Origin of the sequence: Aquabacterium sp., assembly GCF_050725395.1 — a bacterium.
GTDB lineage: Bacteria > Pseudomonadota > Gammaproteobacteria > Burkholderiales > Burkholderiaceae_C > Aquabacterium.
Genome location: NZ_JBOHHL010000015.1, coordinates 72,953 through 88,109, shown reverse-complemented (window position 1 = coordinate 88,109; position 15,157 = coordinate 72,953). Strand labels below are relative to the sequence as shown.

Annotated in this window: 11 protein-coding genes; 10 read left to right on the top strand and 1 reads right to left on the bottom strand. The window is 54.0% G+C overall.

Annotated elements, in window-relative coordinates:
- Positions 1–12: 12 nt before the first annotated feature.
- The 7 genes from ACREB4_RS11475 to ACREB4_RS11445 all read left to right on the top strand — a co-directional run bounded on the left by ACREB4_RS11475 (position 13) and on the right by ACREB4_RS11445 (position 8,939).
- Positions 13–1,497 (top strand): ATP-binding protein, encoded by a 1,485-nt coding sequence (locus ACREB4_RS11475; protein ID WP_431588352.1) that lies wholly within the window; start codon positions 13–15, stop codon positions 1,495–1,497.
- Between the two features lie 11 nt (positions 1,498–1,508).
- Positions 1,509–2,837 (top strand): TniQ family protein, encoded by a 1,329-nt coding sequence (locus ACREB4_RS11470; RefSeq protein ID WP_431588351.1) that lies wholly within the window; start codon positions 1,509–1,511, stop codon positions 2,835–2,837.
- 213 nt (positions 2,838–3,050) lie between these two features.
- The gene (locus tag ACREB4_RS11465; RefSeq protein ID WP_431588350.1) at positions 3,051–3,713 is read left to right on the top strand and encodes a hypothetical protein; all 663 of its coding nucleotides are present in this window, start codon (positions 3,051–3,053) and stop codon (positions 3,711–3,713) included.
- A 33-nt stretch (positions 3,714–3,746) separates the two neighbouring features.
- Positions 3,747–4,217, top strand: coding sequence for a hypothetical protein (locus ACREB4_RS11460; RefSeq protein WP_431588349.1), 471 nt, complete (start codon positions 3,747–3,749; stop codon positions 4,215–4,217).
- Positions 4,218–4,423: 206 nt separating this feature from the next.
- Positions 4,424–5,428, top strand: coding sequence for a HamA C-terminal domain-containing protein (locus ACREB4_RS11455; protein WP_431588348.1), 1,005 nt, complete (start codon positions 4,424–4,426; stop codon positions 5,426–5,428).
- On the top strand, positions 5,425–8,061 hold the full coding sequence (locus tag ACREB4_RS11450) for a DEAD/DEAH box helicase (RefSeq protein WP_431588347.1): 2,637 nt from the start codon (positions 5,425–5,427) through the stop codon (positions 8,059–8,061). The genes ACREB4_RS11455 and ACREB4_RS11450 overlap by 4 nt, the downstream gene beginning before the upstream one ends.
- Positions 8,058–8,939 (top strand): hypothetical protein, encoded by an 882-nt coding sequence (locus tag ACREB4_RS11445; protein ID WP_431588346.1) that lies wholly within the window; start codon positions 8,058–8,060, stop codon positions 8,937–8,939. The genes ACREB4_RS11450 and ACREB4_RS11445 overlap by 4 nt, the downstream gene beginning before the upstream one ends.
- Positions 8,940–8,989: 50 nt before the next feature.
- On the opposite strand, the gene ACREB4_RS11440 is transcribed toward ACREB4_RS11445, so the two are convergent.
- Complete coding sequence (locus ACREB4_RS11440) at positions 8,990–11,989, bottom strand: RNA-directed DNA polymerase (protein ID WP_431588345.1); 3,000 nt, start codon at positions 11,987–11,989, stop codon at positions 8,990–8,992.
- Between the two features lie 330 nt (positions 11,990–12,319).
- Between ACREB4_RS11440 and ACREB4_RS11435 the strand changes: the two genes are divergently transcribed.
- Genes ACREB4_RS11435 through ACREB4_RS11425 form a run of 3 tightly spaced genes read left to right on the top strand, consistent with a single transcriptional unit; the run spans position 12,320 to position 15,097 of the window.
- On the top strand, positions 12,320–12,634 hold the full coding sequence (locus tag ACREB4_RS11435; protein WP_431588368.1) for a HigA family addiction module antitoxin: 315 nt from the start codon (positions 12,320–12,322) through the stop codon (positions 12,632–12,634).
- Positions 12,635–12,639: 5 nt separating this feature from the next.
- Positions 12,640–14,367 carry an Eco57I restriction-modification methylase domain-containing protein gene (locus ACREB4_RS11430; RefSeq protein WP_431588344.1) on the top strand — a complete coding sequence of 576 codons (1,728 nt, stop codon included), beginning with the start codon at positions 12,640–12,642 and terminating at the stop codon, positions 14,365–14,367.
- Positions 14,357–15,097, top strand: a complete 741-nt coding sequence (locus ACREB4_RS11425) for a PaeR7I family type II restriction endonuclease (protein WP_431588343.1) — start codon at positions 14,357–14,359, stop codon at positions 15,095–15,097. Before ACREB4_RS11430 ends, ACREB4_RS11425 begins: the two co-directional genes overlap by 11 nt.
- The last annotated feature ends 60 nt before the right edge of the window (positions 15,098–15,157 follow it).

Sequence of the window (15,157 nt, the reverse complement as noted above, 5' to 3'; positions counted from 1 at the left end):
CGCCAGAATTCGATGAACGATCACCCCACAAATCCTTTGCAGCTGTCTCTGGCCCGCATTACAACCAATCCGCTAATAGCTGCCCTGCCACCAAAGATGTCGTTGGCGCAACTTGCAAAGTCCTTGCGGTATCGGCCCATTACACCGGAGAACGTGAAGGCCATCGCGTCATCCCAGCGTCGATGGTTGATTGATGAATACAGGAAGATATTCATTCCGACGACCAAGACTCTTGCCATCGCCGAGTCTCTCCAACGGATGGTCCACGATGGATTGGCCCAACGCGATCCGCGTCAGGCCACGGCGCGAGCCAACATCTACAAAACAGGGCAGCTTAAAGGAAGTGAGCTGCGTGAGCTCGAATGGTGGCCCTCATTTGCGTCGGGAATGGTAATCGAAGGCATTACGGGGACGGGCAAGTCTCAGGTGGTGGATCGCTCTTTAAGCTTGCTTCCACAAGTCATAGAGCATGGTCTGAATCCAGAATGCGGCTGGACTCACCTGAAGCAATTGGTCTGGCTGAAAATCCATATGCCCTCGGATGGCTCGCGCGGTGGGCTGCTTCAAAATGCCTTGTTCGAGTTGGACAGAATTCTGAACACCGACTACGTGAAGCAGTATTCATCTCCGAGATGGACTATTGAAAAGCTGCTCGTGGTGTTCCTGCACCTCCTGTCAGTTCATCGCTGCGGACTCTTGATCATCGAAGAGGCACAAGAGAGGAACCTGAGCCAGTCTGCATTCAGCCGAGATTTCATTGCCTTTTTTTTGAGACTTTTGAACTGGGGCATTCCCACCGTCTTGATTGGCAATCCGCTTGCTTTTGAGAAGCTGGCTGCGTTCTCTCAAGATGTGGATCGGTTCTCGGAAGGCGGATGGTTCCATCTTGACCCTCTGATGGATCCTGCCTCAGAAGCGTGGACCGAAGATTGGTTGCCGAACCTTTGGCATCCCACATTGCTTGATCAAGCAGATGCCGAGTACATGCCTGTATCAGATGAGCCATTGGATCAAACTCTTTCAGGCTTCATCTGGCGAAGGACAGCAGGAGTACCTCGCTACCTCTGTCGCCTACGACGTGAAGTTCAAGATTTTGCACTTCGCACGGGCGCCACTCAGATCACCGCACCGATGGTCGACCATGTGTATCAAACCAGCGAAAAGATGATCGCGTTGAAACCCCGGATCGAAGCGTTTTGCACCAGGGACTGGCGAGCACTTCAACGTTTTGACGACATCCCATGGGACTACTTTCGACGGTTGTGGAGCCCAGCATTGCTTCACGACGAAGACTCTGCCCCTGAGGCATCAAGCGCAGCGACGAAGAAACCTTTGCAAAGGAAAGTGGGGCAAAAAGCTGCACCCAGAAAGCCAAGAGCAACCAAACAGAACCCTTCACCCGCCGATAGGCTCTCGCCCGCTGAGTTAAAAGCCAGGCAATTTCAAGACGGAATGGTGCGGAGCCTTGCGAGCGCAGCAGGCTTGGATCCCGTTTGATCGAGAAGTTCATGGCGACTTCAATTGGATTTATTCCAAGCTGGCATTTGGATGAGACGCTCTACTCGTGGGCAGCAAGGTTTCATGCTATCCATGGCAACGGCTCTGCACGTGAAACCGGCGCCCTTCTTTTCGATGCAGAGCACGCATGTCGAGAACGAGATGCGCCGCGAAATCTTCATCACTTCGTGAACGTCACAGGAGGCACGCTGGGAAATGTGCATGATTTGCTTCGCGAGAGAACGGCCATTGGTCTGTATCTTCCGTTCCTGTCCCCCAGCATGCTGGCTGCGGTTAAGGAGAAAATCAACTGCGGCAAAGGAATCGGCTGGCGCGCGCAGTTCGGTATGGCAGCAAGTAGCCTGGATTCAGCCAGTCAGCTGCGCTACTGCACCACATGCATTGACGAAGATCGATCAAATTTGGGGCTGTCCCGATGGCGGGTTTCACACCAGTGGCTTGGAAGCTGGGTGTGCGCGGAACACGGCAGGCCACTTTGTAAAGTGAGTCCGAAGAGATCAGCATGGGAACTCCCAACATTGTGCTCGCAGTCGATGCCGCCGCCATCGGTGAGTGAAGCCGAGCTCATGGCCTTGATCCATCTGTCCAAACTAGCCGAGCACGTCGCGAGGAGTGAGGCTTTGGACATGGACTCAGTCCGCCAACTTGCGCTCAATGGTTTCCGTGAACAGGGCGTGACCTCATGGAGTCACCCCGTTGATCGAATGCAATTGGCGCGCTGGTTCAAGAGCATGCCGATCGTCACATGGCTCGCTCGCAGCCAAGGACCTGAAAACAAGCTCGCTGGTGGTGAATGGATCCACGATCTTCTTCGTGATCGGCGTGTAGACCATCCACTCAAATGGCTGGTCCTTTGGCACGCATTGTTCTCGCACGAAGATCAGCTCTCCACTGTCCGCAGGCTGCAAACTCCGGTGAGTCAACCTCACTGGGATGCAAGCGGACAAGGTCGAATATGGGGCACAGCGCTGGACAAATTACCCGCCGACGTCAACGAACTATTGACGGGTGTCACGACCGTAGTACAAGCGGCGGAACAACTAGGCACCACACTACTCAGTCTTCGCAAGAGGCTCAAACAATCTGGAACTACCCTCAAGCTGCTCCGCTCAGAACAGTCACTGGACGAACGGTTCAATCGTTCCAAAGTGAGCATTCAGATCTATATGGACGAAAATCCGCTATGCACCCGCACTGATGTCTTCTTGCATTGCAAGACGCCCTATGAATGGTTGCGCAAACACCGACCGAAGGAACTGCTTTTACTGATGGCAAAAGTCCCTCACAGGCGAAGCAGGCAGATCGCATTGTTCATTTAAGCCTTGTTTCTTAGGAGACCAAAGACGGGGATCGATCAGACTATTACGGCCCTTTTGGCGCGGCATACTGCTGGGAAGCGGTCGAACCGCTACAAACAAGTAATGCGGGGCTTAGTGGTAGATCCTCAAGAAAACATCACCATTGGCAACTTCCTCTACGCGTTGGGGCTTGGCGTAGGCGCCCGCGCTGGCAGTGCAGCGCCAGTTGGGGCCGTGAACCTCCTCCAGCAAACCTCTTATGACGGGTTGCTAGGGGATGTGATGCTGACGTTTCCTGGCGTGACACGCTTGCTTGAGTTCAAGCGGAAGGGCAATCACAAGAAGGAAACCACGAAGCTGGATCTTCTGCGCGAAGCGATCAAGGCATCTCCCCACTGGCCTACAACGTCGAGGCAAGTCCATTGGTACGTGGAAACGGCGCCTGCATCGGCCGAATTCAAGTTCGAGGCCAAGCCCTACCTCGACATGTTCGATAGAGATGCGGCCTCACTGCCTCTGAAAAGCTTCGTAGACAGCCTTGTAGATGAGGCCCTTGGCAGCAAGCCCGCGGTGAGTGACCAGTTGGTTAATGAGTACATCCAGGATGTGATGTTGACCTGGCGGGCCAACGGGGACCACCGATCAGCGACAGGCCTGCTCGTCACTGTGGGAGGTGATGGTGGACTGATGTACGCCGTGCTCGACGACTTGGCCGATCTGGGCAAGACACGAATGCAATGCTTGCAGCTGCAACAACAGCGTGAGCTGGTAGTCGCCCAGATACTCAAGGATGCAGCACGTCAGCGACACATGGCACAGCGACAGGACCGGGGTTTGCCAACAGCAGAAAAAAGTCTAGAGCACAAGCTGGTTCGTTCCAAAGGCATGGGACGGTGAAACTCAAATACATCAAACAGACAGAGGACAGCGATGGACGAAGACACAGAACTGAAGCGTCAGCAAGACCGGATAAGAAATCTGGCAGCTTCCCTTGCCGACGCCCTTGAATACCTGAAAGAGACGGAGGGGCGGACCTCCAAGGCGCTCGATGAACTCGAAACTGCGGCGTCGCGCATGCAGACACTCAAGGACTCATACCGCAAAGATGTCGACCGGCTGTTGTCAACTGTACACGGCAGGCTCGATGCCGTTGCGCCTCAGGTTGCTGCGGCAATCAGCGGACTTGTGGCGCGGGAAGCAAAGACAGTGGTCGATGCGGCAGGCACAAAAATCACCGAGGCCACACAGGCCGCTCACGTCGCGGTAGGCAGGTTACGAACGCTTCTAGATCGTGAGCGGAACCGTCTCTTCCTTTACTCGGCGCTTGGAGGCGCTGCTGGCAGCGCTGTGGTGGCTCTTGCCGCCTATGGCATATCGTTGGCGTTTAGCCCGAATGGCTAAGTTTGCAAACTAACGAGCAGCGGGCTGTTTGCAAATTTGCCTGCGGTACCTAGTATCGGCAGGCCATAGGCCGGTGCAGAAGAACACCTTGCGGACAGCATTTCCTGACCGTGCGAAACCTTGCTGCCTTCCCTAGGTCAGTGACCCTGAAATTAAGTAACAATCGGTACTAGATAAAAGCCCTATCACAAGGGAAGGGAGCACGGATGGAAGAGTCCAACGAAGGACTGGAACAGCTGGAAGCTGACTTGGTTTCTCTGAAAGACAAGGTCGAGCTTTCAAAGTACGCGGCCGTGGCAGTTTCGTCTCAGGATCCATCGCTACCTACAACGACGCTGATGCATGTTCGCCTACGAGAGGACTTGGCGAACGTGCAAAGCCTCGCGCGCTACTTGTGGGGTCGGGCTGCTAACTACGCACTTTCTCGCAAGCGACGTCTTGAGTTCGATGAGCAGATCGCCGAATTGGAGCCTGGCGATCTAAGCGTGTCGCTCCTGGTCGCAGAAGCGACCCGAGATGCCTTTATTGAGTTCACCGCGAAATATCCACAGCGAGCCAGCGAGATTGGCGAGCTGCTTGCCTACTGCATTGCCATCGAACAGCTTGGCGCGGCGCAGCTTGCCGCAAAAATGTCCCTGAAGACCAACAACAATATGCCGGTGCATGGTCTTGATGGAATTCACGCGGTGGTTGAGGATGGTTGGCTGACGGTCTACTTTCTTGAGTCCAAACTTAACCAAACGGCAAATGGTGGCGCTGCTGACTTCGCCGAGTCCGTTGCAGATTTTGCCTCGAACAAGAAGCAATATAAGCTTGAATACTCCATTGTCAGAGACCTAGGTAACTTCGACACTCTGAATGCGAAGAGCCGAGAGGTCGCCTTACGTCACTTCGACATCATGGCTTCGCCGGATGAGGTGCCGAAAAGGGAGCGCTACGTTGGCGTCGTACTATATTCAGACGACAAGCTTTTTAAGAGCCTGCCGCCAGTCAGTAAGGGGCAAAAGCCCGGATTCCATGAACGGGAACTTGCCGCTGCTTATGCCAAGCAACTTGACCATCATCAGCAATCTGCATTGAAGCACCTTACCAAGCAGGGAGCCGACCCAAACAAGTGCCTCGTCTATTTCATAGTTACCCCAGACATCGACGAATTGCGCAAGCTCTTTTATGACGTCATGGGCTATGTTCCCAAGGTGGTCAAGGCATGAGCTCATTTGCACTTGAGCTATCGAAGCGCTTCACAGACAACGAGAACTATTGGGCAATGCTTGCCTCCCTCCAAGTTGCGGGTGTCGCCAAAACCTTGGTCAAGGCGCCGGAGACAGAGCGCGTTAGCGACGACGATTTGGCCAAGTTGCTTTACTGTGCAGAGGTCTTCGTTCAAACAGACGACGAAGGCCTGCACCGCCAGGCGCAAGAGATTGCCATCCAGTCTCTGCTTGTGTGCGGCGACGGGCAGGTGCGCGAACGCGCTTTTGGCCTGCTCGGTGAGCTTGGCAACTTCCCCAGTCTCAGGTTCGCAGAATTTCACATCGGCAAAGGCGACGACACCCTGCTGGGGCTCATCAACCGCAAAATTTCCGAACGCATGAGCAGCGTGAAGATCGGCAACGAGACCATCGCTCTCACCGCCTACCAGCGCCACGTCTGGAAAAATCTGCCAGCAAAGGCCTCGCAGGTCATCACCGCCCCAACATCTGCGGGCAAGTCGTTCCTGGTTCTTGAACACATTTGCCGCTTGGCTGACGCCACCCCAGCATTTGGAGCTGTTTACGTAACTCCAACCCGCGCACTGCTTTCAGAGGTCCAGGCCAAGTTACAGGCCCGCTTCAAGGGACGTACAGACATCCGCATTTCTGCGGTCCCCTCACTTGATCAACTTGAGCGACCCAAGCAGATCTTCGTTCTGACACAGGAGCGGCTCAGCGCTCTGCTCGCCGTGGCATCGGACAGCTTGTCGTTCGATGTCGTAGTAGTAGATGAGGCCCAGAACATTGCGGACGACGCACGCGGCATGATTCTTCAAGACTGTCTGGAACGCCTGGCCCTGGCCTCATCGAAGACCAAGGTCATTCTGCTGGCTCCTGGTGCGGAGGGCATGCCGGCCGTGGCTAGGTCATTCGGAGTGACCGATTTGATTCCGCTGTCCACAAAGCTCTCGCCCGTTCAGCAAAACCGCATCGTCTTGAGCAAGATGCATGGAAAGCCCTTTCAGCTAGAGATGGCTCTGATGGGACGCAATGGCGTGCGCAAGCCTCTAGGAGCAGTGCGCGTTGAACGCTCTCTTTCGAGCAAGGGCACCCGCCTGGCCACTGTAGCGGTAGAACTAGGCGGCAACGACGGATCTCTACTCTATGAGACGGGCGCTCGCGAGGCTGAAAAGACCGCTGCGCTGCTGGAAGGCATGCTCAAGGCAAAACAAGGTGAACTTCGAGACGCGTCCCTTGAAGAATTAGCCAAGTTCATAGAAGATCATGTCCATCCTGAGTACCAACTAGTGTCGATGGTCCGCCAAGGAGTCGCGTATCACTACGGGCGCATGCCCAGCCTGCTGCGTGAAGCCATCGAGACCTCGTTTAAGCAAGATGAAGGGGGCATCAAGTACCTTGTCTGCACGACGACGCTTGCACAGGGCGTAAATCTGCCGGCCCGAAACGTTTTCATTGACACGCCTACGCGAGGCTCCGGCAAGCCGCTGGAGCCAGCGCTGCTTTGGAACTTCGCAGGCCGAGCCGGTCGCCTCAACCACGACATTGTGGGCAACGTATTCCTCTTGAACTATGAAGAGTGGGATACCAAGCCCATGGACGAGTTCGTACCGTTTCACGTCAAGCCTGCTTTGGCTGAGACTCTCAAGAGGAACGGCGCGCAGGTCACGCAGGCGCTGCTTGATGGTGTGCTTCCTCCCGAAGAAGTCAGCAAGCCTGAGACATTCCGCATTCGGGCGTGCGCAGGGCTTCTGGTTGCTCACGTGGCCCGAAAGGACGTCAAGCCTTATCTCGCGCGCGTTATGCCAGCATCAGAGCCAACCGTTGTGGACGCGCTGGTGGCAGCTGCCGAGACGGCCTACGCCAAAATCGACCTGCCTGACCACATCCTTGCGGAGAACTGGACAATTGACCCGTTTGGGCTTCGTCGACTTTACGACTACCTTGTTGTCAAGATCAATGAAGGCGCAATTGAATCGCTCATCCCAGTCAAGCCATCAGCGGCCCCCAAAGAGCACTACGAAAAATTGTTCGGGCGCATTGTGGAACAGGTCAACGGCCAGTCTATGAAGTTTGGCATGCTCGCGGCTCCATTGGCGGTCTGGTGGATGAAGGGCATGCCTTACCCCGTGATGTTGAAGCTCTGGGCGGACCGGCGGAGAAAAACAGAAGAAAGGAAGGCCAAAGTAGCGAGCGCCGAGGGCAAGGAACCGCCGAAACCGAAGACGGTCAACCAGCACATTTATGAGGCGTTCACACTTATCGAAGACGTCGTTCGCTTCCAGTTTGTGCAGTTGGGTAAGGCCTATCGCGACATCCTTCTTCTGGCTCTACGTGAGACAGGAAACGAGGATAGGGTGAAGGATGTCTTCCCTTTCGCCTTGGCCCTGGAGCTAGGGGTGTCGACAGAAGCTGGAACCGCTTACGTCGAGCTGGGGCTGTCGCGGATTGCGGCCGCGGCTCTAGAGGCCCTTGCCAATCCTGGCGAAGTGCTGAGCGCTGAGGGTGCGCGCAACCTCCTGAAAGAGTTGGACCCGGCTAAAGCTCCGCTGAGTCCCATCATTCTCGAAGAGCTGCGGCGGCTGGGCCTCGTTGACGCGGCGAAGTTTGGTGAGATTGGAAGTGCTATATGACGATCTGTTGGAACGGCGGGAAAATCATTGCGGACGGGCGTTTCTCGGGAATATCTGGTGAGCCTGTTGCGGATGGCTATAGATTTAAGCTAAGCATCGCGTTCAACACTGTTGGATGGACCCACGATGCGACCCCCCCTATTGTTCGGCTGTCACTTGCCTTCGTTTCCGCCAAAATCGAGAACGAAGAGCTCCATCTCGCCCATGCATTTCCAGAGTTGACCATCCCGTTCAAGGTCTATGCATACGGTGCTGAAAGTTGGATGTACTACACGCTGACGTTAAGCGGCAGCGCCATGGAGAAGATTGAGCTGCTAAGGACAGGCCGGGGCGTCACACTTAGACTTCGGTTGCAAGGCGAGATCTGGAAAGAGCAAGACGTAACACCTTTACAAGAGACCGTTGATTGTCGGATCAGTCAATCAGATTGGATTGACGCTCTTAAGCAATGTGGCTATGGCCATGCATTGCTGTTCGAGGTCCCTCTTCCAGCATCAGAAGACGCATCGGCGCTTGCTTCTGCTCGCTATTTGCAGCAGGCGAATGAGCACCTCATTCGGGGACATTACGACGAAGCAGTTGCTGTATGTCGCAAAGCACTTGAGGCGATTCAAGCCTCCGGCAACGATCTTGTGGGGGCGATGAAGGCCTTCAAAAACGGAAAAGACAAGGAGCTAAGCCTCAGTCACCGGGAACTTGTTATACGTCAGGCGCTCATGAACTATACGCACCCAGCCCATCATCATGACGCCAAGGAAAACATCATTCGATACGACAGATCATCTGCTGCAATGGTTATGGGGTTGACCGCCTCTGTGCTAAGCAGGGTTCAAGCATCTACCCCACAGACATCGCCGCTGAGTCAATTGCCCCCTTGAATCTTGTCGATCCAGCGAGGAGCCCATGATCTCTACACTGGAGCAGTCAATTATTTCTTTGACCTCGACCTTGACCTCGACATCCGGTATCCAATTGGCGCTGGCTTGAACTGTGGATTTTTAACCTTGCGGCGCTGCTCCATTCGAAGCTGCTCGTAGTCGATTTCGCCGACTACGTAATAGTCGCTAACGCCTCCCTTTACCTGTACGACATCTCTCGCGTAGTCTTGCCTTGCGGGAGCTCGGATCCGACTGTCACCATACTTTCTGTTGTTTGCCTGTATGACAAAGACATGTAAGTCATTAGCGGTCGACTCAACCAATGATGCAAAGGTCTTCGTGTCAGGATTCCACTCCAGCGCGAAAAGCGCGTCAACTTCACCTCTAAGCTCATGGCGGTGAGAAATGTTTGTCAGATCACTACAGATGAGCGTGGAGAAGAAGAAGCCTCTATGACCATATAGCGTTGGCTTCGCCTTCATTCCAGTTGGCTTGAAGAGCTCTCCTTTTTTACCAAGCAGCTTCGTAAGTGCCAAGCGTTCGCCATGCGCTGCTTCAAACTTCGGCTGTAGAAGGACTACGCTACTTGCATAGCCTGGCCACCATGTGGTTAATGAGACAAGGCAATCGTTGCGCAGCTTTTGGGTAGTTCGATCACGGTGGTATTCAACTCCCGCTAGTAGTGAGACCCCATTGGTCGCAAGCTTGCGCGCAGCTCGTAACGCCCATCGCAACGGAATGCTCAACTCTGGCATGACTATGTAGTCGGGTGGTTTGGGGTCCTTCAGGACGCGATTGATCAGGCCATTAAACGCGACGTAACGGCTAGCTGACCGATCTTGCCTGCCATGTGCGGCTGCTTCCCATTGCGCCTCAGTTGTTTCCAAGCTTGTCACGGCAATGCGAATCCGCTTCCTTGGGTTGCCCGAGACAATGAAATGCGCAGGGGACAATCTGGAATCATTCACAGCAAATCCCAGCGTCCCCTTAGAGACCACCTCAGCACCGCGAAGGAACTTGATCACGCTCCGAAACAGAAAGGGATCAGACAAGACGGCAGGAGCTACTAAACCAATTTCATCAACACGAAGAGCCCGTGTGGGGAAGGCAAGTGCTGGCCAATGGGGAATCTTCAAATCCGCGGCTTCTCGGCGAAAACGACGTATGGCGCCCAACCTCAGCTGCCGCCGGACTTCCATCTCTCTGGGCACTTTGGGACCAAGCTCATTGCTTCGTTGAGCTTGAAACCAATAGTCCTTGTAGGCTCGCCGCCCCCAATCGGCCAGCAGCACTTGCTTCACCAAAATTTCAAGCGCAGCAATGGTCGATGGGACTCGAATTCCATGACCAAGTTTTTTCACCTTTCGCAGTGCGCCCAAGTATCCAGGGCTCAACTCCACAGACCGAAGCGTCGCTGCTTGCACCCCAGCTTGCAACAATGCCAAGCCGTATTGCTGAAGACAAAGTTGAAAAGCTTCTTTGTTGCTGGCGTCCCCCAGCGTCGTAGTTTTTTGAAGGAGTTCCGAGATCGCCAAAAGCGCAGCAACCAATTGTTTTGCTTCTCGCGTGTCCCCACAACTCAACATCAGGCCGAATACGCGGGGTATATAGCCAATGAACTCAAAGAAGCCGACAGGTGTCACCACATGGCGGTTGACCAAACCGTAAAACTCATCTCGAATCGATTGCCATGAGCGTGGGCTAAGGTCCGCCGCGTAGGTCTCAATATCACTCAGCAAAAGAGAGAAGCCCAGTCTACGTACTGAAACGACGTCAGCTTTTCGCAGCGCATCAGCCTGCAAAGCTGCGTTGGGCGTGGCTAAGAGCGCCCGGGATGCCATCGCTATTCCGGTTTCAGGGACCGCTGGCAACAGTCTGTATTCGCTAGACTGCTGTCGTATCTGATCTCGGATGTGATGCACGAGATCCGAGCCATGTGCAGAGGAGAGCGCAAAAATCTTTTGTTTTGGCCCCGCAAATACAAGCTCAGAGTCCTTGGCGTATGGCAAGTGAAGAGTGAGTGAGTCAGGACCAGCATTGCTTTTCTTCACCTTGATCAGTGGGTTCAGACTAGAGGCTATTCGTCCTGTAACGCGTTGGGCGCCGTACTCCTCACCTTCCGCTTTCAACACCAAAAATATGTCGTCTACATATCTGCCGTAGTAAATGGGCTGCAGCTTCGCGACAACTGCCCGATCGAAATCAGCCAAAATGACATTTGCTATGATTTTTGAGGCCGATAGTCCAACTGGGATTGCCCCTTCAGGCCGGATTTTAAAATCTGGAGTGCTTCTATACCAAACATCCATGGCAGCGAGCAGTTGTTCGGTAAATCGCCTTTCTACTGAAGACAGCTTGAGGTGCATCGACTTCAGGAATGCAGGCCTCAACAGGAATTTCGGTGAGACCCGGTGATAGAACTTTTCGATGTCCATCGTGATCGCCAAGATGCTTTCACCATCCTCAAGCGATTTGTCCATCGACGACAGTCCGCCCTCTCTCCATTCACGATAGGCCGAGAAATAGGGTGCGAACAAGCCAAGGGTTGAGAGGTTGACCCCGGGTGAACCGATTCTTTCGTCACTAGGCGCGCTATAGGCTCGCCGAAGTCGGTTGCCAAACGTGGTTTTGCGATCAAGCGATGCATCGAAGAGTTGCCCAACGAAGATAATCCACAACGCTGAAACAACTTGAAAATCCACTGTAGGTCTTATCACTAACCGAAGGGTTGCGCGGGCGCGCTTCCCAGACTCAGTAAATCTGTGCTGCCAATCCTGCCGAGGATCCAGTGCTCGAAAGTGCCCATCGCTATTGGTCTCCCATGCACTGCAGTCGACCGACTTAGGTAGGTACGCGTGATCGCCAAGAAAATCCAGGTCGGCCTGCCAATCCGGTTTGCGAGCTATTAATCGATCTCGAAGCCTTCGAAGGTTTTGGTCTAGCGTCTGCTCATACTTAGTAAATGCAAGGGCGTGAAAGTGGGTGTTCTCATAGAACGCTTCCGCCTTGGCCTTCCGGTAGGCAACGTACATGTTGCCCAGACCAAACATCTCTGCCTTCGTTACTGACATATGCCTCCCGTTTTGCTGCCGATAAGGCAGAACTTTTGCCTCTTTTACCACCTAACGTTGCAGGTGCTCGCGGCATAGAAGACCGGTTGATGCTCATTGACCTACAAATAGTGGGCCGCCTGACTGCGCGCTCCTCACAAGTAGTGAGTGAGGCGCTGTCTTAGGCGAGTCCCCTCAGCGAGATCTATGCATGCAGACTTCAGCGCCCCTCTTCTACCAGGCGTTCGATTGCATCCCCCCTCAAGTGCGGCAAGGGCGGTGATGTAAAGTGATGCTTGACACTCACGCCCCTTGAAACAACCCTCTCCTATGAGAAGCAGCGAGCTCCTACACCCCGGAATCCATGTCAAGCGTGACTGTCTTGATCGGTATGAACTTAGCGTGACAGATGCGGCCTTCGCCTTGGGAGTAAGCCGCCAAGCGCTGTCAAATTTATTGAGCGGCAAGGCAGGCATTTCACCAGAAATGGCGATTCGGCTTGATCTTGTGTTCGGTGGTGGCGCAGAGATATGGCTACAGCGCCAGCTTTCATATGGACTTGCCTCCGCTCGCCGCCATACGGGAAAGATCATCGTGCACGCACTGCGCGACAAGCTCCCCCGCTCACAGGCCGATGCCCGCTGACCGCTATGACGTTAAATCTTTCACGACACGAGACGCTCTCCTCCAGCAACACCTCGAACTCGCGCGGTTCGGAGAAGCTTCCGCTGAGCAGCGTTGAAGAACGCGGAGCCATCTTTACTAAGAAGGAGGTCGTTAACTTCATCCTCGACCTCACTGGCTACACCAGTGACCTACCTTTGCATGAGTTAACAGTCTTGGAGCCCTCTTTTGGAGAGGGCGACTTCTTGTTTCCAATGATTGATCGGCTCCTAGAGGCTTGGCGCTCATCTGGGAGCAGCAATGCGCTGGAAGCTCTTGGAGATAGCGTCCGCGCGGTGGAGCTGCACAGAGATAGCTTCGAAAGGGTGCAAGAAGCCGTCATCACTCGCTTACGGGGGGCCGGGGTAGCTACTCGACTGGCGACTGCGATCTCAAAGCGCTGGTTGATCCATGGTGACTTCCTTTTGGCGGAACTACCCCAACACTTTCACATGGTCGTGGGCAACCCTCCTTATGTGCGTCAGGAACTTATTCCAGACGACTTGCTAGCTGAGTATCGTCGTCGTTACAGCACTGTGTACGACCGAGCAGATTTGTACGTTCCCTTCATAGAGCGCTCACTAAGGAGCTTGATCAAAGGGGGGTCTTTAGGTTTCATCTGTGCCGATCGATGGATGAAGAACCGCTATGGCGGCCCCCTACGCGAACTAGTTGCGGGGGACTTTCATCTGAAGATCCACGTTGATATGACCAACACGCAAGCTTTCCATTCGGATGTAATTGCCTATCCTGCCATTACGATCATCACGAAGGAGAAGTCTTCCGTAACTCGCCTTGCGCGGCGGCCGGACATAAACGATCACGCTCTAAAAAAGCTATCAACTCAGTTGTTGGCTAAGAAGCTTCAGGGAGAGGACGATCCTGTAAGAGAGCTAAGTGGCATAGCCGCCGGCTCAGAGCCTTGGATCTTTGAGCGTCCGGACCAACTTCTATTGGTTCGACGTCTTGAAAAAATGTTTCCAACAATCGAAGAGGCGGGCTGCAAGGTAGGCATTGGTGTCGCTACAGGAGCGGACAAGGCCTTCATCGGGAAGCTTACGGAGCTTGATGTAGAAGATGATCGCAAGTTGCCGCTAGTAATGACGCGGGACATCCTTGACGGATCAGTTCAGTGGAGAGGGTTCGGCGTGATCAATCCATTCCTCGATACCGGAAAGCTGGCTGATCTCGCAGACTTCCCCCGCCTCAAGAGTTACCTTGAGGCACGCAAAGAGCAGATCGCAGGGCGGCATTGCGCGAAAAAGACTCCAAGCTACTGGTACCGCACCATAGATCGCATCACACCCACTCTCGCTCGGCAGCCCAAATTACTTGTCCCGGACATCAAAGGGGACGCCCACATAGTTTATGAGGAAGACGGGCTTTACCCCCATCACAACTTGTACTACATAACGGCGGAGGAATGGGATCTACGCGCTCTTCAGGCCGTTCTGCTATCAGGCATCGCCCGCCTATTTGTTGCAGCCTACTCAACCCGCATGGCAGGAGGCTTCTTACGTTTTCAGGCGCAGTATCTACGTCGTATCCGCATTCCTCACTGGAAAAATGTTCCTACCGACTTAAGAAGAGATTTGAAAAAAGCGGCGCAGCAACAAGATCGCGAAGCGTGCAATCGCTTGGTCGCTCGGCTCTACGAATTGACGCAAGCAGACATGCAAATTTTAAGAACAACGGTGGCGAAGAATGGCTCTTGATTTAGTTGACTATGAACGCAAAACCAAAGAAGCCGTAATGGCATTTTGGGGCAATAGAGCAAAGGCAAAGCAGAAGCAAATAGAAGCCGGCAGAAGAGACCAAGGCGAACGAGCCGGAGTCACCGGTGGCAAGAACATGGATGGGTTCGTGGCCTTGATCATTGACATTGTCAAAGCCAACGGATTGGCACATGCACAAATTCATCAGGATAGGGCAGTACTTACCCTCCCGGGTTACTTCCGCCCAACAAAGCTTTGGGATCTGCTGGTGATGGACAAAGGCGAACTCATAGCGGCAATTGAACTCAAGAGTCAGGTTGGACCATCTTTTGGGAACAACTTCAACAATCGGACAGAAGAAGCCATCGGTACGGCCCATGACTTCTGGACGGCCTATAGAGAGGATGCCTTTGGCAAGCAGCCTAAGCCTTTTGTTGGCTGGATGATGTTGGTAGAAGATGCTCCAGGTTCAAAGAGCGCCGTCCGTGATCAGGCTCCGCACTTCAAGGTGTTTAAAGAATTCCAGGGCGCGTCCTATCAACAGCGCTATGACATCCTGTGTCAACGCCTAGCCAAAGAGCAGCTTTACACAACTGCCGCATTGATGACTACTCCACACGCCGCCGTCGATACCGGCGAATACTCGTCACTGTCAGACATGACGAGCTTTAAAACATTCGTCACTTCGTTTGCTGGACATGTCGCGGCACAGGCCGCTCGACTGGAATAGCTAGGCTAGGCTTGTCCCCACCAACCCCTGCGCCGTGCTGAACTGGAACGCACAGTGGGC

Coding starts and splice junctions, on each gene's coding strand:
- ACREB4_RS11470 (WP_431588351.1), top strand. CDS start 1,509: ATGGCGACTTCAATTGGATTTATTCCAAGCTGGCATTTGGATGAGACG.
- ACREB4_RS11440 (WP_431588345.1), bottom strand. CDS start 11,989: ATGTTTGGTCTGGGCAACATGTACGTTGCCTACCGGAAGGCCAAGGCG.
- ACREB4_RS11455 (WP_431588348.1), top strand. CDS start 4,424: ATGGAAGAGTCCAACGAAGGACTGGAACAGCTGGAAGCTGACTTGGTT.
- ACREB4_RS11435 (WP_431588368.1), top strand. CDS start 12,320: ATGAGAAGCAGCGAGCTCCTACACCCCGGAATCCATGTCAAGCGTGAC.
- ACREB4_RS11430 (WP_431588344.1), top strand. CDS start 12,640: ATGACGTTAAATCTTTCACGACACGAGACGCTCTCCTCCAGCAACACC.
- ACREB4_RS11460 (WP_431588349.1), top strand. CDS start 3,747: ATGGACGAAGACACAGAACTGAAGCGTCAGCAAGACCGGATAAGAAAT.
- ACREB4_RS11450 (WP_431588347.1), top strand. CDS start 5,425: ATGAGCTCATTTGCACTTGAGCTATCGAAGCGCTTCACAGACAACGAG.
- ACREB4_RS11425 (WP_431588343.1), top strand. CDS start 14,357: ATGGCTCTTGATTTAGTTGACTATGAACGCAAAACCAAAGAAGCCGTA.
- ACREB4_RS11475 (WP_431588352.1), top strand. CDS start 13: ATGAACGATCACCCCACAAATCCTTTGCAGCTGTCTCTGGCCCGCATT.
- ACREB4_RS11445 (WP_431588346.1), top strand. CDS start 8,058: ATGACGATCTGTTGGAACGGCGGGAAAATCATTGCGGACGGGCGTTTC.